This window comes from Methylobacterium sp. CB376 (assembly GCF_029714205.1).
Classification (GTDB): domain Bacteria; phylum Pseudomonadota; class Alphaproteobacteria; order Rhizobiales; family Beijerinckiaceae; genus Methylobacterium.
Map to the genome: position 1 here is coordinate 1938988 of NZ_CP121648.1, position 21191 is coordinate 1960178.

Annotated in this window: 18 protein-coding genes; 3 read left to right on the forward strand and 15 right to left on the reverse strand. The window is 70.0% G+C overall.

The genetic code is table 11. From position 1 onward, the window contains the following. Positions 1-81: 81 nt before the first annotated feature. From QA634_RS08585 to QA634_RS08595, 3 genes are all read right to left on the reverse strand, one after another. A complete protein-coding gene (locus tag QA634_RS08585) occupies positions 82-750 on the reverse strand; it encodes a helix-turn-helix transcriptional regulator (protein ID WP_012331602.1) in 669 nt (222 codons plus the stop codon). Between the two features lie 254 nt (positions 751-1004). Beyond that, a complete protein-coding gene (locus tag QA634_RS08590) occupies positions 1005-5306 on the reverse strand; it encodes an AMP-binding protein (protein WP_012331603.1) in 4302 nt (1433 codons plus the stop codon). 273 nt (positions 5307-5579) lie between these two features. Next, positions 5580-6137: a YbhB/YbcL family Raf kinase inhibitor-like protein gene (locus QA634_RS08595; protein ID WP_012331604.1), complete on the reverse strand. Its 558-nt coding sequence runs from the start codon at positions 6135-6137 to the stop codon at positions 5580-5582. A gap of 292 nt (positions 6138-6429) precedes the next feature. Between QA634_RS08595 and QA634_RS08600 the strand changes: the two genes are divergently transcribed. Genes QA634_RS08600 through QA634_RS08610 form a run of 3 tightly spaced genes read left to right on the forward strand, consistent with a single transcriptional unit; the run spans position 6430 to position 10958 of the window. Continuing rightward, positions 6430-9372, forward strand: coding sequence for a 5'-nucleotidase C-terminal domain-containing protein (locus tag QA634_RS08600; protein ID WP_012331605.1), 2943 nt, complete (start codon positions 6430-6432; stop codon positions 9370-9372). A gap of 58 nt (positions 9373-9430) precedes the next feature. Continuing rightward, the gene (locus QA634_RS08605) at positions 9431-10243 is read left to right on the forward strand and encodes a hypothetical protein (protein ID WP_012331606.1); all 813 of its coding nucleotides are present in this window, start codon (positions 9431-9433) and stop codon (positions 10241-10243) included. Further along, positions 10236-10958 carry a metallophosphoesterase family protein gene (locus QA634_RS08610; protein WP_012331607.1) on the forward strand — a complete coding sequence of 241 codons (723 nt, stop codon included), beginning with the start codon at positions 10236-10238 and terminating at the stop codon, positions 10956-10958. The genes QA634_RS08605 and QA634_RS08610 overlap by 8 nt, the downstream gene beginning before the upstream one ends. A 105-nt stretch (positions 10959-11063) precedes the next feature. On the opposite strand, the gene QA634_RS08615 is transcribed toward QA634_RS08610, so the two are convergent. The 12 genes from QA634_RS08615 to QA634_RS08670 all read right to left on the reverse strand — a co-directional run bounded on the left by QA634_RS08615 (position 11064) and on the right by QA634_RS08670 (position 21155). Further along, positions 11064-12047, reverse strand: a complete 984-nt coding sequence (locus QA634_RS08615; protein ID WP_012331608.1) for an SDR family oxidoreductase — start codon at positions 12045-12047, stop codon at positions 11064-11066. Positions 12048-12114: 67 nt separating this feature from the next. Beyond that, positions 12115-12915, reverse strand: coding sequence for a transporter substrate-binding domain-containing protein (locus QA634_RS08620; RefSeq protein WP_012331609.1), 801 nt, complete (start codon positions 12913-12915; stop codon positions 12115-12117). Positions 12916-13086: 171 nt separating this feature from the next. After that, positions 13087-13815 carry an amino acid ABC transporter ATP-binding protein gene (locus QA634_RS08625; RefSeq protein WP_012331610.1) on the reverse strand — a complete coding sequence of 243 codons (729 nt, stop codon included), beginning with the start codon at positions 13813-13815 and terminating at the stop codon, positions 13087-13089. Beyond that, entirely contained in the window at positions 13790-14449 is a 660-nt protein-coding gene (locus QA634_RS08630; RefSeq protein WP_012331611.1) for an amino acid ABC transporter permease, read from the reverse strand. The genes QA634_RS08625 and QA634_RS08630 overlap by 26 nt, the downstream gene beginning before the upstream one ends. Positions 14450-14458: 9 nt before the next feature. Further along, a complete protein-coding gene (locus QA634_RS08635; RefSeq protein WP_012331612.1) occupies positions 14459-15142 on the reverse strand; it encodes an amino acid ABC transporter permease in 684 nt (227 codons plus the stop codon). Between the two features lie 10 nt (positions 15143-15152). Then, positions 15153-15908: a 2-dehydro-3-deoxy-D-gluconate 5-dehydrogenase KduD gene (gene kduD, locus QA634_RS08640; protein WP_012331613.1), complete on the reverse strand. Its 756-nt coding sequence runs from the start codon at positions 15906-15908 to the stop codon at positions 15153-15155. A 35-nt stretch (positions 15909-15943) separates the two neighbouring features. Continuing rightward, the gene (gene kduI, locus QA634_RS08645) at positions 15944-16807 is read right to left on the reverse strand and encodes a 5-dehydro-4-deoxy-D-glucuronate isomerase (RefSeq protein WP_012331614.1); all 864 of its coding nucleotides are present in this window, start codon (positions 16805-16807) and stop codon (positions 15944-15946) included. After that, positions 16804-17571: a GntR family transcriptional regulator gene (locus QA634_RS08650; RefSeq protein WP_012331615.1), complete on the reverse strand. Its 768-nt coding sequence runs from the start codon at positions 17569-17571 to the stop codon at positions 16804-16806. Before QA634_RS08650 ends, kduI begins: the two co-directional genes overlap by 4 nt. A 132-nt stretch (positions 17572-17703) precedes the next feature. Beyond that, positions 17704-18426, reverse strand: coding sequence for a VOC family protein (locus QA634_RS08655; protein WP_012331616.1), 723 nt, complete (start codon positions 18424-18426; stop codon positions 17704-17706). Positions 18427-18473: 47 nt separating this feature from the next. Continuing rightward, positions 18474-19334: a helix-turn-helix domain-containing protein gene (locus QA634_RS08660; protein ID WP_012331617.1), complete on the reverse strand. Its 861-nt coding sequence runs from the start codon at positions 19332-19334 to the stop codon at positions 18474-18476. 136 nt (positions 19335-19470) lie between these two features. Next, positions 19471-20232: an ABC transporter permease gene (locus QA634_RS08665; RefSeq protein ID WP_012331618.1), complete on the reverse strand. Its 762-nt coding sequence runs from the start codon at positions 20230-20232 to the stop codon at positions 19471-19473. Next, a complete protein-coding gene (locus tag QA634_RS08670) occupies positions 20229-21155 on the reverse strand; it encodes an ABC transporter ATP-binding protein (RefSeq protein ID WP_012331619.1) in 927 nt (308 codons plus the stop codon). The genes QA634_RS08665 and QA634_RS08670 overlap by 4 nt, the downstream gene beginning before the upstream one ends. Positions 21156-21191 lie beyond the last annotated feature (36 nt).

The window sequence follows — 21191 nt, forward strand, 5'->3', positions numbered from 1 at the left end:
GCTCCGAAGGCGGCCCCGACCGGGGCCCCGCCCCTCCGAGGGCGAGGGCCGCGCGGGGCGCGCCGCGCGGACCGGCGCCGCTCACGGGAGCCGCGTCCGTCGGAGTTCGGACGGCGTGACGCCGAACAGTCGCTTGAACCTGTGCGTGAACCGTGACTGCGAGAGATACCCGCAACGCTCCGCGATGCGTCCGATCGGCTCCATGGTCGTTTGCACCAGGTGCAGGCCGTGGCCCAGTCTCGTCCTCTCCACCACGGACCTGATGCCCGTGTCCTCCGCCCTGATCCGCCTGCGCAGCGTCGTCGGGCCGACGGCGAGCCGCGCGGCGAGGCGCTCGACAGTCCACTGACCCGCCACGTCTTCGGACACGATGTCGTGGATTCGATGGCTCAGACTCCGACGGGCGGCAAGGCCGCCCACCTGGCGGTGACCAGAGAGATAAAGCAGCTGGAGGATTTCCTGCCTGCGAAAATGCCACAGTTCGGGCTGCGCGAAAGCGGACCATTCGATGTATTGTTGGAGTGTCTTGGCCAGGGTGCAGCCGATCTCCCCTTGAACCAGGGTCGGCTCTTGCGGCGGGCTCTCCTTGAACTGAGCGAAATCGGCGTATTCAAACTCGATGAGCAGGGCGAGGTACTCCTCGCTCGGAATGTTTCTCATGTCTATTTTGGTGGTGTTGGGCAGAAACAGAAAATTCTGCGCTGGACACACGATGTCGTCCGCTTTTCCAAGTTTCTTGACGCCCGCCATGACGCAGATCAGGAGCGGCTTGCTGATCGGGGCATTCAGGATGCGCTGCTCCTTGAGGGATGTGTAGACCGAGAATGGCCGCGGCGTTGCGGCCGTCGCATTCCGCTTGATGGAGAGGATGAGGTCCCGCAGGGCTCACAGGCGGTCACGGCGGACCTCGAACGTCACGTCATCCTACCGGCTATTCTCACGACGTCGAGACGCCCTCCCGCCCGGCGGCGGGAGGGCGTGTCACGGCACGCCGCGGTTCGACCTCAGGCCGCGCGCAGTGCCGGCATCGTCGGGCGCGGCGTCTCGCTCCTCGCCGCATCGACGATCATCGCGATCTCGCGGATGGTCTGCGCCGCGATGAGATCCGATGGCGATAGCGTCAGCTTCTGCTTGGCTGTCGAGAACTCGGCCTCGAGCGTCGCGGTGAACTGGACGACGCTCAGCGACGCGAGGCCACATTCCTGGAGGCTCCACTCCGGCTTGGCCGCCAAGCCCGACGTCCGGCTCACCATGTCGAGGATCGTCGCGAGCGTGTCCCTCTCCGGCCGCCCGGCCGCGCTCTCACCCGTCAGAAGCCGCAGAGACGCGCCGAATCCCCGTCGGATCACGCTCTCGAGAGGTTGGACCAGCTTGCCGAAGATCACCACCAGGCCGACAACATAGAAGTATTCAAACCATTGAACAGGGACCGGCTGTGGACTGAACCAGTAAAACTCCTTCCGATAGCTCCACCAGTTCCACCACTCTCCGTGCCGCGTGAGAGCAAAATACCACTGGCCGACCATTTGATGGAACAGGAAGCAGGCGTAGGCCGTCGGAGCGAGGGTCTGGGAGAGGGGATCGGATCGCAGGATCCGCGCGGTGAGTCCCCGTCCCGTGCTCAGGGCAAAGAGCCAGAGCAAGGTCACGGGAGCCCACACTCTGGAGTTGATCTCGTCCCAGGTCCGATTGACGATGCCGGGATCCATGAAGCTGTCCGCCGCGTCGGGGCGCAGAAAGAAGGTTTCGAGGGACGCGCGCGACAGTTCGGGCCCGTGCGGGATATAGCCCTGCATCACGTGCGCTGCGCTGTACAGGATGATGAGCGCCGTGATCGCGTCAGCGACGTAGCCCCATATTACGGAGTGTCGCTGCTCGTGGGGGCGAACGGCGTCGTACAAGAAAGCGACGCAGATCTCTCCCACAAAGTAGAGCATCCAGAATGGGGCAAACAGATAGAATCCTAGCATGATGAGATTATCTGTCCCAGCCATTTGGATCTGGGATGCGTCCGGGCTGATCTTTGTGCCGGTCGATTGATCGAAGAACGGATAGCCGATGGCGTCGGTCGCGTATCCGTACCAGAAGGCGAGCAGAATGAACAGATTGATCCCAACCACGACGCCTGCAATCAGCAGCAAATGTCGTGTCATTCCCCGTCTGACGTAAAATAGATTGTAAATGAAGGGGAATATGATAAGACATTGAAAATACATCGATATGAACCATAAGTAGAAACCCAGGAACCACGACGCGGTCCACAGGGGTGTCGCCGAGAGCCCCAGGCCGTAGATCAGCAGAGTGGAGGAGAAGTTGGCGATCCAGGAACTCTGCAGCAGCGGCGTGCCTTCGCAGAAGGTCCGGCTGACATCCCCGGATAGGGCGTTCCAGTGGAACACGCTCGAGAAGGTTCCCGGCTGGCAGCTCGGCAGCAGATTGACGACCGCAAGCAGGAGAGCGAGCGCGTAGAGGGGATACATCGCCAATATTCGGGCGCGGACGAACGCGGCCTTCCGCTGGATGGGGGCTGGCATGGACCCCGCCAGCGAGAAGCCCGCGACGACGAAGAAGGCGTGCACATGCCAGGGAAACTGGCGAAGGTTGGCGAAAGCCCCCCACGATTGGTCGGAGCCGATGTGCATGAACATGACGTAGCATGCCAGCAGGAAGCGCAGGCCGGACAGCGTCGACCAATCGACCTTGGGTGCGGCGCCGGTGCGGCTGCTCCCGTCCGATCGTCGGACGCCGCCACCTGCCTCGCTCGTCAAAGGCCGGGCCGGCTCGCTATCCGACACGCCCAACGCATCTGCGAGGCCGTTTCGGATGTATTTCTGGGTTGTCGTTCTCGGAAGTTGATGCTCCTCGACGAGCTTCCATCGGGTGGGATATTTGAACACGGCCAGCGCGTTGCTTCTGAGAAATTCCCGCAATTCCCGGATCGCTTCGGCCTGGGTGATGTTGCCGGGCGCCGAGGAGGCCAGGACCACGGCGCAGCCGACTTCTTCTCCGTAGAGGTCCGATGGAACCGGAAAGCAGACCGCGGTGCCGACCCATGGATGCCGGGACAGGACCGCCTCGACATCGAACGGCGATACTTGCTCTCCGCCCCGCTTGATGAGTTCCTTGATTCGACCTCTCAGAGCGAGCGTTCCGTCCGGGTCCATCTCGCCGAGATCGCCTGTCAGGAGCCAGCTGCGGAGAACGTGATCCTCGTGCGAGCGCAGCAGGAAGCGGGACTGCCGGTTGGCCGGAGGGTTGTCCGAGTAGCCGGCGAACACCGTCGGGCCCGAGATCGCCACCTCTCCGGTGACGCCGAACGGGACGGGACGCAGCGTGGCGGGATCCACCACCGCCATCGAGGCGACGATCGGGACCCCGACGGAGTCGGGCTTCTGCTGCCATCCCTGGCCGGTTCTCGGCGGCTGGCAGATCGGCATCTGCTCGGACATGCTGTAGGTCGCGACCACCTCACAGCCGAACGTCGCTTCCAGCGCGGCGCGATCGGGCTCCTTCAGAGCCGCCGCCCCCGATCGGATGAAGCGAAGATGATGATCCCGCAGCTTGCCGTCCCGGTCGAGGTAAATGGCACGGTTGTCGAGCAGGTACTGGGTCGTCGCGTTGTGGATCATCGGAACGGCGGAGTACCAAGTCGGCTTGGGGTTGGAATGGAGGAGCGCTTCCACCATGCCCCGCGGCGTGTATGCCCCATCGCAGGTGATCGAGGCGCCCACCGCGATGCTGCACAGGACGGAGGCGCTGAGCCCGCCGATGTGATCGAGCGGCATGACGCTGTAAGTCACGTCGCTGGCGGTGATCCCGAGCCCATCGGCCAGAAGGGCCGCATTGAGCACGAGATCCCTCCGGCGGAGAGGAACCAGTTTCGGAACGGACGTGCTGCCCGACGTGCGAAGCAGGATGCACACGGCCTCCGGCGGGTTGGCCAGAACCGGCAGGTGTTCGAATTCGCCGCGAGTCTCGGCGTACCGAAACAGGCCGGGAGATGCGGTCGATGCAACGGCGCGGTGCAGGGTGGCCTTGCCGGCGCGGACGAAGCCGTCGATCGCGGCGGATACGCCCGGCGACGAGACGCCGTCGAAGGTCACGACGTGCGCGACGCCGCACGAGTCGAGAGCTTGGGTCGCATCCGCCTCGCTCATGCTCGGCGTGAGGGGCACGGCACAGGTTTGGGACGCGATCGACAGGAACGCAGCGGCGGCCGTGGCGCTCCCTCCCGGGGGGGCCAAGTAGGCGACGACGTCGCCAGCCCGCACGCCGATGCGGCGAAGGTCGCCGTCCCCTCCGGGCCGGCAGAAATCGAGGAACTGGCCGTACGTCGTGTGCACGGAAGGATCGCTCCCGCGCGCCCAACGCAGGAGAGGGGCCTCGGCAGGACGCGCCGCGAGCGTGCCGGCGATCGTGTCCGGCAAGCCATCCGTGTCGCTCCGCACGGCGGCCACTTGCACGTCGGTCGCGACCGACCGGAAACTGCGTGCGCTCGACATCCTCCAGGCGATCGCCTCGGATCCGTCCGGCTCCCCGGATCCCGTCTCTTCACCCGCGAGGCATCGCCGCACGTTGCCGCAGATCTCGGTGTCGTCGCGCTCGGCGCGACCGATCTCGTGACCGCCCCTCAGATAGAACACGCTCGTGCGCCGCGGATCGGTGGTGAGCGCGAGCGATTCCGACCATGACTTGAGGTCGTCGTTGCGGCCGATGAGGTGAACGCATCGCGTTCCCGAAACGACGGACGGGCCGGCGCCCAACCCGGCACGCATGCGCAGGTCGGGGAACGGGATCGAGGCGCCCGCGCACGCCGCCACCATTCCACGAGCCGGCATTCGCCCCTGAAGCCCGTGCGAGGGGTCTCGACCCGTGCGATCCCGCAAGGCGGAGATCAGCGCATCGTCGTGGGCCAAGCCATTCACCAAACTCGCGATGACCCCGCCTTGGCTGAAACCGTAGATTCCGTCGAACGGCCCATACTCCTCGATCTGCAGAAGGACCGTTTGGACGGCATCGCAGATCGCGCCGAGCAGGACGCGGCCATCGACCGCTCCAGGATGATCCGACGGGAGCCAGGAGTACCAAGGTCCACTGACCAGATCTCCGAGATCCGCGATCCCTGGACCGGCTTCCTCGACCGCAATGGGTCCATTGACGTACAAGATATCGAAATCTGAACTCGTTACTCTTAAATTTTCCAATTGCATTCTGGTGACAGTGCTGTTGCTGCCGTAGCCATGAAGCGCCAGAACGCGCGGTCTGGAGATCGTTTTGCTATTGGAATTTCCCATCTCTGTATTCATTCCATTTCATGGCCCAAGAAGACGGTGGCTCGATGTCCTGGCTCGACGAGAATAAATTTCGTCCAGAAGCCGGACACGCCGGATCCGATTTTGGATCGGCCGTTCCGTGCCGTCTTGAGCCGGTGGAAGTTCATTCCACCTCGGTGAGATCGATCGACATGGTGTCTCCTCCCTTGGGGCACGGGGCGTCCCGTTGCATCGGCACGGCCGGCGATTGAGCAGCGGGACGCAATGCAGGGGCGGCAGTCACCGCCCACGGCGACGAGGCGAGCGTCAGTCCCGCTTGTAGAGGGCCTCGATCGTGCTCGATCCGAGCGCGTGGGCCCGCACCATGTAGCCGGTCAGGGCGCCCGACGCGCCGGCGGGCAGATCCAGCTTCTTGGAGAGCGCGTAGACGGTGAACTGATAGCGGTGAACGCCGTGTCCCCGCGGCGGACAGGCCCCGCCGAACCCGGCAATGCCGTAATCGTTCGTGACGCTGATGCTTCCGGCCGGCGTGAGCCCCTTGCCGGTCTCCCCGATCCCCGCGGCCAAGCTCGTGACCTCCTTGGGGATGTTGACGAGTTGCCAGTGCCACCAGCCGCTGCCCGTCGGAGCGTCGGGATCGTACGCGAAGACGGCGAACGCTTCCGTCTTGGCCGGTGCTCCGCTCCACGACAGATGCGGCGAGCGGTTGCCGCCCGTGCATCCGAAGCCTTGAAACTCCTGAGCGGCGCTCATGAATGTCCCGTCCGAGATGTCGGAGCTGGTCAACTTGAACGACTCCGCCATGGCGGAATTGGAAAACAGTATACACAAGGAGAGAATGAATGCGGCCGGACGATGCGTCATGAGAATCCCCTTCTCTCGACGGCGAGAGCGCCCGCGACGTTAGGGAGTTCCGCCCGGCGGCATGAGTCGGAAAGCGCTCAAACTTTGTGCCGAAACGATCATTGTGCGGCCGGCCCTCCGCCCTCGGCCTCGGCCTCGGCCCCCGCGCGGGCATCCGCCCGCGTCCGGGAACGCCCACGCTTCATCCCGCCGTCATGCGCTGCCGTTACGCAGCGGAAACAATCGATCGGCGGCAACCCGGCACGGGCGCATCGGCCATCCGGGCAGGCCGGCAACGACAACGGGGGTTCGCATGGCCAATTACACGCTCCAGCTCCTGCACATGTCGGACGGCGAGGGCTCGACCCTCTCGACCCAGACCGCCCCGGTGATGGGCGCGCTGATCGACCGCTTCGACGGCCAGTACGCCAACACGCTGGTGCTCGCCGGGGGCGACAATTACATCCCCGGCCCGTTCCTCACCGCGGGCGCCGACCCCGCGCTGAACCGCGTCGTCGGCGCCACGGCCCTCGGCCGGCCCGACGTCGCGATCTACAACGCCTACGGGGTCAAGGCCTCGGCCATCGGCAACCACGAATTCGATCTCGGCTCGCAGACCGTCGCGGACGCGATCACGCCCTCGGGCGCCTGGGGCGGCGCGCGCTTCCCCTATCTCTCGGCCAATCTCGACTTCTCGGGCGACGCGGCCCTGCGCGGCCGGGCGACCGCGGGCGGGCAACCCTCCTCGGCGATCGCCGGCCGCATCGCGCCCTCGACCATCGTCACCGTCAACGGCGAGCGCATCGGCGTCGTCGGCGCCACGACCCAGCTCCTGGAGCGGATCTCCTCGCCGACCGGCACGGAGGTGAACGGATTCCCCAAGGCGGGCGAGCCCGGCGACAACCTCGTCGAGCGCGACGACATGGCGCTGCTGGCGAGCCAGCTCCAGCCGGCCATCGACGCGCTCGTCGCCCAGGGCGTCAACAAGATCGTCCTCCAGAGCCACCTCCAGCTCCTCTCGAACGAGCAGGCCCTGGCGCCGCTCCTGCGCGGGGTCGACATCATCCTGGCGGCGGGCTCGCATACCCGCCTCGGCGACGCGACCGACGTGCAGGCCGCCTTCCCGGGCCACGACGCCACCTCCGCCGGTCCCTACCCGATCGTCACCGCGGGGGCGGACGGCGCCCCGACCATGATCGTCGCCACCGACAGCGAATCGACCTATCTCGGCCGCCTCGTGGTCGATTTCGACGAGAACGGCCGCATCGTCCCGGGCAGCCTCAACCCGGCGGTGAGCGGCACCTACGCGGCGACCCAGGCGACCCTGCAGGCCGCCTACGGCGCCGACATCGCCCGGGCCTTCGCGCCCGGCTCGATCGGCGCCCGGGTGAGGGAGGTCACCGACGCGGTCGGCCAGGTGATCAGCACCAAGGAGCGCAACGTCTACGGCTTCACGGGCGTCTACCTGGAGGGCGACCGGGCCTTCGGGCGCGCCCAGGAGACCAATCTCGGCGACCTCTCGGCGGATGCCAACGCCGCCGCGGCGGCCCGCGCCGTCGCCAGCCAGCCCTACCTCGTCTCCCTGAAGAACGGCGGCGGCATCCTCGCCTCGATCGGCGCGGTGAGCGGGGGCAGCGGCAACGACCCGAATGCCGGCGCCAAGCTGCCGCCCCTGGCCAATGCCGAGGCCGGCAAGCCCGCCGGCGGCGTCTCGCAGCTCGACGTCGAGAACGCCCTGCGCTTCGACAACAAGCTGATGGTGTTCGACACCACCGCCCAGGGCCTCAAGAACATCCTCGAATACGGGGCCGGACTCGCGCCGGGCAACGGCGGCTATCCGCAGATCGGCGGCGTCAAGTTCTCCTACGACCCGTCGCAGCCGGCCGGGTCGAAGGTGCGCAGCATCGCGCTGACCGACGAGGCCGGCACGGTGATCGCCAAGGTGGTGGAGAACGGCGCCGTTTTACCGAACGCCCCCGCCCGCATCAGCGTCGTCTCACTGAACTTCACGGCAAATGGTGGCGACGGCTATCCGACCAAGCAGAACGGCGACAATTTCCGCTACCTGCTCGGCGACGGCCGCCTGTCGGCGCCGGTCGACAAGTCCCTCGACTTCACGGCGCCGGCCAACGTGCCGGCGAACGTGGTCGGCGAGCAGGCCGCCTTCGCGCAGTACATGCAGGCGCGCTACGGCACGGCGGACAAGCCCTACGGCGCGGTCGACACCGCGTCCTCGGAGGATCTGCGCATCCAGAACCTGAGCGTCCGCGCCGACACGGTGTTCAATTCCGGCCGTTTCGGCACCGGCGGCGGCGACAGCCTCGCGGGCACGGCCGGCACCGACGAGATCTTCGGCTATGCCGGCAATGACACCCTGGCCGGCGGTCAGGGGAACGATTCCATGCTGGGCGGGGACGGGAGCGACCTCGTCTCGGGCCAGGACGGGGACGATGCGGTCCTGGGCGGGGCGGGCAACGACTTCGTGTCGGGCGGTGCCGGAAATGACAGCGTCAATGGCGAGGCCGGCGACGACCTCGTCTTCGGCGACGAGGGCGACGACATCGTCGACGGCGGCGCGGGCAACGACCGCGTCTACGGCGGCACCGGCGCCGACCGGGTTTTCGGCTCGGCCGGCAGCGACCTCGTGTTCGGCGAGCAGGGCAACGACTTCGTCGGGGCCGGCGAGGGCAACGACTTCGCGTCGGGCGGGGCCGGCAACGACGAGGTCCACGGCGAATCCGGCGACGATTACGTATTCGGCGACGAGGGCGACGACCAGCTCTTCGGCGGCGAGGGCCGCGACAGCCTCTATGGCGGGCTGGGCAGCGACGTCCTCGACGGGGATGCGGGCGACGACCTCCTGGCGGGCGAGCAGGGCGACGACGTGCTCATGGGCGGGGCGGGGAACGACTACCTGTCGGGCGGCCTGGGCAGCGACCAGCTCTTCGGCGGGGACGGGGCCGACCTTCTGTTCGGCAACGCGGGCAACGACTCGCTGTCGGGCGGGCGGGGCTCGGACATCTTCGCGTACGGGCGCGGGGACGGCCAGGACGTGATCCGGGACTTCACGGTGGGCGGGTCGGAGCGGGACGTGATCGCCTTCAACGGCGGGGTGTTCACGTCCTTCGCGGCCGTGCAGGCGGCGACCCAGCAGCTGGGGGCGGACGCGGTGATCACGGTGGGGGCGGGTGACAGCCTGACCCTGCAGAACGTCCAGGTCGCCAGCCTCTCCGCCCAGACCTTCACCTTCGCCTGAGGCCGCCGCCGGTTCCTCATCCGAGGAACCGGCGGCGCGCCCGGGCGGTTGGGGCGGGATGCCGGATCCCCATCCCCCGCTCCCGCAGATCGTCGCGAAGGCGGAGCCGAGCCTCGCCGATCCGCGGGCTGAGGCGTTCTACGCCGAGGCGCTGGGTCAGCTCGCCGCCTCGGGGCTCCCCTTCCTGCTCGCGGGCACCTACGCGGTCAGCGCCCATACGGGCATCGCGCGGCGGACCAAGGATCTCGACGTCTTCTGCATGCCGGGCGACGCGCCGCGGATCCTCGCCCGTTGCCAGGATCTCGGCTACCGCGTCGCCATCGAGGACGAGCGCTGGCTCGGCAAGGTCTTCGAGGGCGACCTCTTCTTCGACGTCATCCACGCCTCGCCGAGCGGGGCGACGCCGGTCACGCGGGCGTGGTTCGACCACGCGAGCACGATCGACCTCTTCGGCCAGCGCCTCGCCATCATCGGCCCGACCGAGCTCGTCTGGTCGAAGAGCTTCATCCAGCTCCGCCACCGCTTCGACGGGGCCGACGTGGCCCACACCATCCTGCGGGCGCACGACGCCATCGATTGGCACCGCCTGCTCGGCTACATGGAGATGCACTGGGAGCTGCTCCTCACCCACCTGCTGATGTTCCGCTGGATCTACCCGACGGAGCGCGACGCGGTCCCGGCCTGGCTCCTCGACGAGCTGCTCGACCGCCTCGACAAGCAGCGCCGCCTGCCGCCGCCGCAGATGAAGATCTGCCGCGGGCGGATGCTGTCGCGGGTCGATTACGCGATCGACGTGGGCGAGTGGGGCTTCGCCGATCTCGGCGGCGAGGGGGCGTGGCGGGACGGCATCACGGAGGAGACGCATGGCTGACCGCGCGGGGCCGCTGCGGGTCGCGGCGATCGGCGACCTGCACGTGAAGGAGGGGGCGGCGGCCCCCTACCGGGATCTCTTCGCCGAGATCTCCCGGGCCGCCGACGTGCTGGTGCTGGCGGGCGACCTCACCGATCTCGGCCTCGCCGCCGAGGCCGAGATCCTGGCCGAGGACCTGCGCGCCTGCGCGATCCCGGTGGTCGGGGTGCTCGGCAATCACGACCACGAAGCGGGCGCGCCCGAGGAGGTCTGCCGCATCCTGCGCCAGACCGGGATGCGGCTCCTCGACGGCCAGTCGGTCGAGATCGAGGGCGTGGGCTTCGTCGGGGTCAAGGGCTTCGTGGGCGGCTTCGGGCGCTTCACGCTCGGGGCCTTCGGCGAGGCCTCGATCAAGGGCCTCGTCGCCGAGAGCCAGCGGGAGGCGATGCGCCTGGAGAACGCCATGCGGCAGGTGGCGAGCCGCCGCGCCATGGTGGTGCTGCACTACGCGCCGGTCGCCGCCACCGTGCAGGGCGAGCCGCCCGAGATCTTCCCGTTCCTCGGCTCGTCGCGGCTCGCCGAGACGATCGACCGCTTCCCGGTCGGCGCCGTGGTGCACGGCCACGCCCATCGGGGCACCCATGAGGGCCGCACGCCGGGCGGGGTGCCGGTCTACAACGTGGCGATGCAGATCCCGAAGCCGAACGGGCGGCCCTACGCGCTGCTCGACCTCTGATACGCGTTCCGGACGCTCACATCCGGACAGCGGATGACGAGCCCGCGCGGCGCCTGAGCGACGCCGACATCCGCATGGCGACGCAATCCGTCGGATGTCGGACGATCAGCGCCCCCGCGCCGGCCGGGTCGAGGCGAGGAGCATCAGCCCGGCCGCGCCCATCACCGCCCCGACCGTGCTGAGCGCCCGCGCCGAGGGCAGGCCCTTGCGGGCGCGCCAGCCGCCGCTGGTCCGCGGCTGCTCGGGCCGCGGCGCGCGGATCGCCCCGTGCGTGACGGGCGCCGGGCGCGCCCGGTCGAGGGCGGCGTGGATCGCCATGCCCATCAGGTGCTCGGTCGGCCCGGGGGCGAGGGCGTAGGCGGCCTGGGCGAGGCGGGCGGGCCAGCCGACCGCGACCTCGTCGTGCGGGTGGCGCGCGAGGTGCACGAAGGTCTCGGCGACGTCCTCGGGCGCGTAGACCAGCGGCCCGGTATCGATGCGCCGCCCCGAGACGTTGGCCCCGTGCTCCAGGCCGGGCGTGTCGACCATGGCGGGGAAGACCGAGCAGACGTGGATCCCCGGGTGGCGGCGCAGCTCCTGGCGCAGGCTCGCCGTGAAGCCGCGCAGCCCGAACTTGCTCGCCGTGTAGGCCGCCGCGAAGGGCGCGGGGGCCCAGCCGCCGAGGGAGATGGTGGTGATGAGCGTGCCGCGGCCCTGGCGCAGGAAGTAGGGCAGGGCGGCGTAGGCGCCGTAGACTCCGCCGAGGAGGTTGATCTCGATCGTGCGGCGGTGGAGGTCGAGGGGCGCGTCCTGGAACGGGCCGAAAACGCCGGTGCCCGCGTTGTTGATCCAGACGTCGAGGCGCCCGAAGGACTCGTGCGCCGCGCGGGCGAGGCGCTCGACCGCCTCCGGGTCGGTGACGTCGGTGGGCACCGCCACGGCCTCGCCGCCGCGATCCCGGCACTCCCGTGCCAGCTCCTCCAGCGCCTCGCGGCGCCGGCTGGCGAGGGCGAGGCGGGCGCCGCGGCCCGCGAAGGCGAGGGAGGCCGCGCGCCCGATGCCGCTCGAGGCGCCGGTGATCACCACCGTGGCGTGGCGCAGGTCGGTCATGCGGGCCTCCGGGTCGGGGGGTGTCGCCACGCAACCCCCGGCCGGAGCCGATGTTCCGCCGGGCCGCTCAGGTCCGCGTGACGAGATCCGCCGGCAGGTCGCGGCCGTGGAACTTGCGGAAGAGCGCGGTCAGGCGCCCGCTCGCCATGTTGCTGCGCACCCAGTCGTTGAGCCAGTCCTTGAGCCGGTCCTCGCCCTGCGGCAGGGCGATGCCGAGGTTGAGCTCGCTCTGCACGAACTTGGTCTCGAAGGGCCGGTCGGCGCGCTTCTCGTTCATCACCGCCACCACCGCCTCCTGGGTCGAGACGAGGTCGACCTGGCCCGACACCGCCGCGGTGATCAGCGTGGCGTCGTCCTCGAAGCGGACGATCTCGGCGCCCTTGGCGTTCTGGGTCACCAGCATGTCGTTCACGGTGGCCCGGGTCACGCCGATGCGCTTGCCGACGATGTCCGGGTAGCCCTTCACGGCGAGGGCCGGCACGCCGGCCACCACGATGTTGAGGGTGGCGTAGGGCACCGTGAAGTCGATGACCTTCTTGCGCTCGGGCGTGACCGCGAGGCTCGCCACCAGGATGTCGGCCTTGCGGGTCTGGATGGTCGGGACGCGCGCCGCGTTGGTGATCTGGATCAGGTCGAGGTCGGCGCCGAGGTCCTGGGCGATCAGCTTGGCGGTCTCGACGTCGGAGCCGGTGGGCTGGAGGTTCTGGTCGATGAAGGCGAAGCGCGGGATGCCGATCGCCACCGCGATGCGGATCCGCTTCGCCTTGCGGACGGCGTCGAGGCTGTCGGCGCGGACCAGCGAGGTCGAGGCGGAGAGGCAGGCGGCGGCGAGGGCGAGGGCCGCGCCGCGGCGGGTCAGGTCGGTCATGGGTGTTCCTCCTTGGTGGTTCGTTCGGGCCCGCCCCGGCGGGGCGGGACGCCCGTCCCGCTCGACGCGAGACGCGTCGGGGGCGTGCGGGTCGGGTGCGGATGTCGGCTTCGCGCACGCGCCGCGCAGGCTTGTGATGCGCTGTCGGGACGTGATCGCCCGGACAGCGCATCACAGCTCGGAGGCCAGGAAATCCTGCAGCTCCGGCGTCTGCGGCGCGGTCAGCATCGTGCCGGGGCCGGTCTCCCAGACCCTGCCCGTGTGCATGAAGATCACCCGGTCGGCGACGCGGCGGGCGAAGCCCATCTCGTGCGTGACGCAGATCATCGTCATGCCGCCCTTGGCCAGCGCCTCCATCACCTTCAGCACCTCGCCGGTGAGGCGCGGGTCGAGGGCGGAGGTGACCTCGTCGAACAGCATCACCTTGGGCTGCATGGCGAGCGAGCGGGCGATCGCCACGCGCTGCTGCTGCCCGCCCGAGAGCTGCTCCGGATAGGCGGCGAGCTTGTCCGAGAGCCCGACCCGCGCCAGCGCCTCCGCGGCGAGGGCCCGCGCCTCCCGCACCGGCGTGCCCTTCACCCGCCGGGGGGCGAGCGTGATGTTCTCCTCCACCGTCAGGTGCGGGAACAGGTTGTAGCTCTGGAAGACCATCCCGACCTCCCGGCGCAGGGCCCGCAGGTCCAGGTGCGGGTCGTCGACCCGGCGGCCGCAGACCTCGATCGCCCCGGACTGGATCGCCTCCAGTCGATTGATGCAGCGCAGCGCCGTGCTCTTGCCCGAGCCGCTCGGGCCGATGACGGCGACGACCTCGCCCGCCGCCACCTCGAAGCTCACGCCCTTCAGCACCGCGATTGTGCCGAAGCTCTTGTGCACGTCACGCAGGCTGACGACGGCCGACATGGAGTTTCCTTTCGAGCCTGCGGCTCCAGCGCGACAGCGGGTAGCAGAGGGCGAAGTACAGGGCGCCCGCCAGCCCGAAGACAAGGAAAGGCTGGAAGATCGAGTTGTTGATGAGCTGGCTCGCCCGGGTCAGCTCGACGAAGCCGACCACCGAGGCGAGCGAGGTGCTCTTGAGCACCTGCACGAAGAACCCGACGGTGGGCGGCACCGCGATGCGGGCGGCCTGGGGCAGGATCACGTCCACGAGCGCCTGCCAGCGCGACAGGGCGAGGCACTCGGCCGCCTCACCCTGCGTGCGCGGCACCGCCTCGACGCAGCCCCGCCAGATCTCGCCCAGGAAGGCGCTGCAATAGACCATCAGCGAGATCGCCGCGGCGACCAGGGGCGACAGCTCCACCCCGATCACGCCGAGCCCGAAATAGACGCAGAACAGCAGGATCAGCAGCGGCAGGCCCTGGATCACCTGCACGTACGCGAAGGCGAGGCGGCGCACCCAGCGGGCGCGGGCGATGCGCAGGAGCATCACCCCGAATCCCGCGAGGCTGCCCAGCAGGAAGGCGAGGGCCGTCAGCACGACCGTCCAGCCGACGCCCTCCAGCAGGAAGACGAGGTGGTTGAGGGAGAAGCCGCCCATCCGCATCCCCTACAGGGCCGTGCCGAGCCGGCGCCGGCGCGGGAACAGGATCTGGGCCAGCGCGTGGAAGGCGAGCTTCAGGAGCAGCGCCAGCAGCAGGTAGAGCACCGCCACCACCAAGTAGGTCTCGAAGCTGCGGAAGGTGATCGACGTGATGTTGTTGGCCACCGCGGTCAGTTCCTCGGCGGAGATCTGCGAGGTGACCGAGGAGGCGAGCATCATCAGCACGAACTGGCTGGTGAGCGCCGGGTAGACCCGCTCCAGGGCCGGGCGCAGGATGATGTCGCGGTAGATCTGGGCCCGGGTCAGCCCGAGCGCCTCGGCGGCCTCGACCTGGCCGGGCGGGATCGTGTCCATCCCCGCCCGGACGATCTCGCCCGTATAGGCCCCGACATTGACCACCAGGGTGAGGATCGCGGCGGTCAGGACCGGCAGGCGCAGGCCGGCGCTGGCGAGGCCGAAATACAGGAAGAAGACCTGGATCAGGTAGGGGGTGTTGCGGACCGTCTCCACGTAGCCGCCGCAGAGCCGCGACAGCCACGCCCGGGGGCTGCGCCGCCCGACGGCGCAGAGGATGCCGATGAGCAGGCCGAGCACCGTCGCGACGGCCGTCATCTCAAGGGTGGTGAGCGCCCCCATCAGGAAGTCGGGCCAGTACTCGGCGAGGGCCTCGAAGTCGAAGCGGTAGCGCATCCCCTGCTCCTCAGCGCGCGAGCCAGCCGCCGTCGACCGGCAGCAGGATGCCGTGCACGTAATCCGCCGCCCGCGAGGCGAGGAAGACCGCCGCGCCGCCGAGATCCCGCGGCTCGCCCCAGCGCGCGGCCGGGATGCGGGCGAGGATCTGGCCGTTGCGCTCCGGGTCGGCCCGCAGCGGCGCCGTGTTGCTGGTGGCGAAGTAGCCGGGGGCGATCGCGTTGACGTTGATGCCGAGCGGCGCCCACTCATTCGCCATCAGGCGGGTGAGCCCGGCGAGCCCGCTCTTGGCCGCCGTGTAGGAGGCGATGCGGATGCCGCCCTGGAACGACATCATCGAGGCGACGTGGATGATCTTGCCGCCCTGGCCGTCGTCGCGCATGCGGCGGGCGAAGCCCTGCGACAGGAAGAACACCGCCTTCAGGTTCACGTCGAGGACCGCGTCCCACTCCTCCTGCGTGAAGTCGAGGGCGGCGGCGCGCCGGATCGTGCCGGCATTGTTGACCAGGATGTCGACCCGGCCCTCCTCGCTCGCCTCCGCGACGATGCGGGGGACGGGATCGAGGCTGGCGAGGTCGGCCCGGACGACCCCGACGCTTCGGCCCGTCGCCGCGATCGCCTCGCGCGTCTCGCCCATGTCCGAGCGGCCGACCGCCACGATGTCGGCGCCGGCCGCGGCGAGCGCGACCGCGATGCCCTGGCCGAGGCCGGTATTGGCGCCGGTCACCACGGCCCGGCGGCCGGTGAGGTCGAAGGGATGCGTCATGCGATGCGTCATGCGATGCGTCACGGCCCGTCCCCTCAGCGCAGGTCGTCCATCGCGACCATGTCCATGTCCGTGTAATCCTGGTTGTCGCCGCCCATCGCCCAGATGAAGGCGTAGTGGCTGGTGCCGACCCCCGAATGGATCGACCAGCCCGGCGACAGGATCGCCTGCCCGTCCGCCACCACGAGGTGGCGGGTCTCGTGCGGCTCGCCCATCAGGTGGAAGACCCGCGCCTCGGCCGCGAGGTCGAAGTAGAGGTAGACCTCGGAGCGCCGGTCATGCGTGTGGCACGGCATGGTGTTCCAGGTGCTGCCGGGTTCGAGCTGGGTCAGGCCCATCACGAGCTGGCAGGACTCGCAGAGGCCCGGCAGGATGTACTGGCGGATCGTGCGCCGGTTGCTGGTCGCCTGGTCGCCGACCTGCATCGTGCGGGCGCGGTCCTGGGGGATGAGCGCGGTCGGATGCGGGGCGTGGGCCGGGGTGCTGACGAGGTAGAACTTCGCCGGACGCGCCGGGTCGAGGCTCTCGAACGCGACCTCGCCCGCGCCGCGTCCGACGTAGAGGGCGTCGCGCGGGCCGACCTCGTGGCCGCGGCCGCCGACGCGCACCAGGCCGGGGCCGCCGACATTGATCGTGCCGAGTTCGCGCCGGGCCAGGAACGACTCGGTGCCGAGCGCCCGCGGCGCCGGGAGGGGGAGGGGGCTCGCCCCGGGCATCGCGCCGCCGACCACGAGCCGGTCGATGTGGCTGTAGGTCAGCCGCACCTCGCCCACGGTGAAGAGCCGCTCGATCAGGAAGTGGCGGCGCAGGGTCTCGGTATCGAAGCCGCGCACCGCCTCCGGGTGGGCGACCTGGCGGATCTCGATCGCGGCGTCGGAGGGCGTCGTGGGGAGGGTCATGCAGGCTCCGCGGAATCCGGGGGCGTCGCGCCGGCGGACATGTCGAAGAAGTCGGGGTTGAGCCCGGCGATGCCGCCGAGATCGGCGAGCAGGCCGTCGAGATGCGCGCTCATGGCGGCGCCGGCCCGGGCGGGATCGCGGTCCCGGATCGCGTCGCGCACGGCCGCGTGCTCGTCGAGGACGCGGGCGAGGCGCCCCGGCTGCGGCAGGGTGAGGCGGCGGAAGCGGTCGACCTGGATCTTCACCTGCTGCGTCAGCCGCCACAGGCCCGGATAGCCGGCGGCCTGGGCGATCGCGGCGTGGAATTCCTCGTCGCGCTGGTGGAAGGTCTCGCGGTCCTCGGCCGCCGCCGCCTCGGTCATGGTGATCATCAGCCGGTCGAGGGCGGCGAGGTCGGGCGCGCGGGCCTGCTCGGCGGCGAGCCGCGCGCTCGCCTCCTCCAGCGCCCGGCGGATCACGATCACCTCGGGCAGGTCGCGATAGGGGATGCGGGCCACGTAGGTGCCCGCCTGCGGGAAGATCTCGACCAGGCCCTCGTCGGCGAGGCGCAGCACCGCCTCGTGGACCGGCGTGCGGCTCACGCCGTAGCGGGCGGCGATCGCCTTCTCGTTGATCGGCTGGCCCGGCAGCAGGGAGAGCGACGCGATGGCGGCACGCAGGTCCTGGCGGATCACCGCGGCGGCCGAGGGCGCGCGGGCCGGGCGCGGGGCGCTCGGCAAGCGGTTGCGCGCCTTGCGCAGCGGTGAGGTCGGATCGCGCGGCATCAGCTCCATCCCTCGCCCGCCGCCGCTTGCCGCGCCGGTCCCGGAGGGCTCCCTGGGACCGGACCTTAAACTGATATATTAGATTTGCAAGCCCGCCGGAGCGGCTCCGTTCCCCGGTTTCGCGTGCCCCGGTCAGGACGCGGCGACGTCGTCCGGGGTGAAGGACAGGGCGGTGAGCAGCGTGACGGCGAGCCGCCCGCCCGCCACGCCCGGGTCGGCGGCCAGGAGGGACTCGGCCTCCTCCCGGCTGGCGACGTCGATGAGGCCGAAGCCGAGCACCTCGGCGCCGTCCAGGAGCGCGGTCACGTGGGTGAGCGGGCCGTCGCGCAGGAGCGTGGTCATGGCGCGGGCGTGCTCCCATTGCAGCGGCGCCGTCGCGGGGTCGTCGTAGCGGGGGCCGCGGGTGATCAGGAAGGCGAGGCCCGGGGCCCGGCCCCGCAGCAGCCCCTGCAGGGCCGCGTCCGTGACCGGGCCCTCGCGGCGGGGCGCGACGGGGGAATGCAGCCCGAGGCGGTTGCCCTCCGGGTCGCGGAAGATCACCACCTCGCCCGCCTCCCCGGACAGGACCGTTCTGGGGGTGAGGATCGTGCCGCCGAGCGGGGCGACCCGCCGCGCCGCGGCGTCGAGGCGGCCGCCGGCGTCGAGGTAGATCAGCGCCCCGTCCGACGATGGCGCGTAGCCCGCGCCCTGCACCAGGGCGCCGCGGTTGCGGCGGTCCCGGGTCGGGACCATCGCGCAGGTCAGGGGCCCGCAGGAGAATTCGACCAGGCGCGTCTCCAGCAGGCCCTCGTAGAAGGCGCGGGCGCGGGCCATGTCGGCGACGGGGATCTCGATCCAGTTCGAGAGGTGGTTCATCGCGGCGTCCTCGTGGGAAACGCCGGGATCATGCCGGGGCGCCGGCCTCAGGGATTGGACGTTTGGGAAGCGGGGCCGCCCTCGGGCGCCCGGTAGAAGATCTGCCCGAACTCGTTGCCGAGTTCGGCGAAGCGGCCCGGCGCGATCCCGGCGAAGCGCCGGAACTGCCGGATGAAGTGCGACTGGTCGCAGAAGCGGTCGAGGGCGTCGTCGCGCAGGCGCTCCGCCGAGCCGTGCCGGCTGAAGGCCCGGTAGAGCTGCTCGAAGGCGAGCACGCTGCCGAGGCGCTTGGGCGCGAGGCCGACATCGCGCCGGAACACCGCCGCGAGGTGGCGCCGCGAGTAGCCCGTCCGGGCCTCCAGGGTGGCGACGTCCATGCGGTAGCCGCTCGCCGCCATCAGGCGCAGCGCCTCGTCGGCGAGGCCCGGCCCGCGCCGGTCCGTGGCGAGGCAGCGCGCGACCAGGAAGGCGCGCAGGACGCGGGCGGCCTCCTCGGCGCTCGCCGCCTCGGCGAGCCGGCGCCTCAGCCGGTCGCCGCTCCGCCCGAGCACGTTGCCGACCGGCTCGATCGCCTGCGTGAGCTCGCCGAGCGGCAGGGTGAGGAAGCGGGACAGGCCGGCCGGCGTGAACTCGACGCCGATCGACACGGTGGGGACCGGCGCGGAGGAGATCACGGTCGGGGCGTCCCACTGGCCGATCAGGACCGCGTCGCCCTCCGCGTGGCAGCGGCGCCGCCCGCCGCCCTCGGCGGTCAGGCCGTTGCGCCAGGGCACGATCAGCTTGGCGCGCCCGTTCGGCACCACCACGCGCAGGTCCGAGGCCGGCAGCCCGCAGGGGCTCTCGAAGATCCACATCTGGTGGATCCACGGGCGGATCGGGGCGGGCAGGGCCAGGATCGTCAGGCGCAAGGCGGCCGGTCTCCCCGCCGCGGCGGGGCGCGGCACCGCCGCAGCTTACCCCGGGTTCGCGACGGGCGCGTTGACGGCGGCCGGGCCGGGCGCCGGAGGCGCGAGGGCCGCGCGCGCTTGGCCGCGCGCGGTCCTCTCACGTCTTCAGCCGGTACCCCGTGCGGAACATCACGGTCACGAGGCCGAGGCAGATCCCCAGGAAGGCCAGCGCCATCGCGAGGCTCACCCCCAGGCTGACGTCGCCGTGGCCGTAGAAGCTCCAGCGGAAGCCGCTGATCAGGTACACGACCGGGTTGACGAGGCTGAGCGCCCGCCAGAACGGCGGCAGCATCTCGATCGAGTAGAAGCTGCCGCCCAGGAAGGTCAGCGGCGTGACGATGAGGAGCGGCACCAGCTGCAGCTTCTCGAACCCGTCCGCCCACAGCCCGATCACGAAGCCGAACAGGCTGAAGGTGAAGGCGGTGAGGAGCAGGAACAGCACCATGACGAGCGGGTGGTCGATGCGGATCGGCACGAACAGGGAGGCGGTCGCCAGGATGATGAGGCCGAGCAGGATCGACTTCGAGGCCGCCGCCCCGACATAGCCGGCGACGATCTCGATCGGCGAGATCGGCGCCGAGAGGATCTCGTAGATGGTGCCGGAGAAGCGCGGGAAGTAGATGCCGAAGGAGGCGTTGGCGATGCTCTGCGTCAGCAGCGTGAGCATGATCAGCCCCGGCACGATGAAGGCGCCGTAGGGCACGCCCTCGATCACGGTCAGCCGCGAGCCGATCGCCGCGCCGAAGACCACGAAGTAGAGCGAGGTCGAGATCACCGGGGCGACGATGCTCTGCAGCAGCGTGCGGCGGGTGCGGGCCATCTCGAAACCGTAGATGGCGCGGATCGCGGGCCAGTTCATGCGGGATCCTTGACGAGGCCGACGAAGATGTCCTCGAGCGAGCTCTGGCGGGTCTCGAGGTCGCGGAAGCGGATGCCGGCGGCGCGCAGGTCGGTGAGGAGCGCCGTGATGCCGGTGCGCTCGCCCTGGCTGTCATACGTGTAGGTGAGCGCGCAGCCGTCCTCCGAGAGGTCGAGGCGGTGGTCCGAGAGCGTGTCCGGCAGCGCGGGCAGGCGGGTCTGCAGGTGCAGGATCAGCTGCTTGCGCCCGAGCTTGCGCATCAGCTCGGCCTTCTCCTCGACCAGGATGATCTCGCCGCGGCGGATCACCCCGACCCGGTCGGCCATCTCCTCGGCCTCCTCGATGTAGTGGGTGGTCAGGATGACGGTGACGCCCTGGTCGCGCAGCCGCCGCACGAGGCGCCACATGTCCTGGCGCAGCGCCACGTCCACCCCGGCGGTGGGCTCGTCGAGGAACAGCACCTGCGGCTCGTGCGCCAGCGCCTTGGCGATCAGCACCCGCCGCTTCATGCCCCCCGAGAGCGTCATGATGCGGTTGTCGCGCTTCTCCCAGAGGGAGAGGTCCCTCAGCACCCGCTCGACATGGGCGGGGTCGGGCGGCAGGCCGAACAGGCCGCGGCTGAAGCTCACCGTCGCCCAGACCGTCTCGAAGGCGTCGGTGGTGAGTTCCTGCGGCACGAGGCCGATCATCCGGCGGGCCTCGCGGTAGGAGGCGAGGATGTCGTGGCCGCCCACGGTCACGCGCCCCTCCGTGGGGCTGACGATGCCGCAGACGATGCCGATCAGCGTCGTCTTGCCGGCGCCGTTCGGCCCGAGCAGCGCGAAGATCTCGCCGCGGCCGATGTCGAGGGTGATGGAGCGCAGGGCCTGGAAGCCGGAGGCGTAGACCTTCGACAGGTTGGCGATGGAGATGATCGGCGACATCGCGCTCCGGCGGTTCTCCTGTGGCGGGCGCGATCT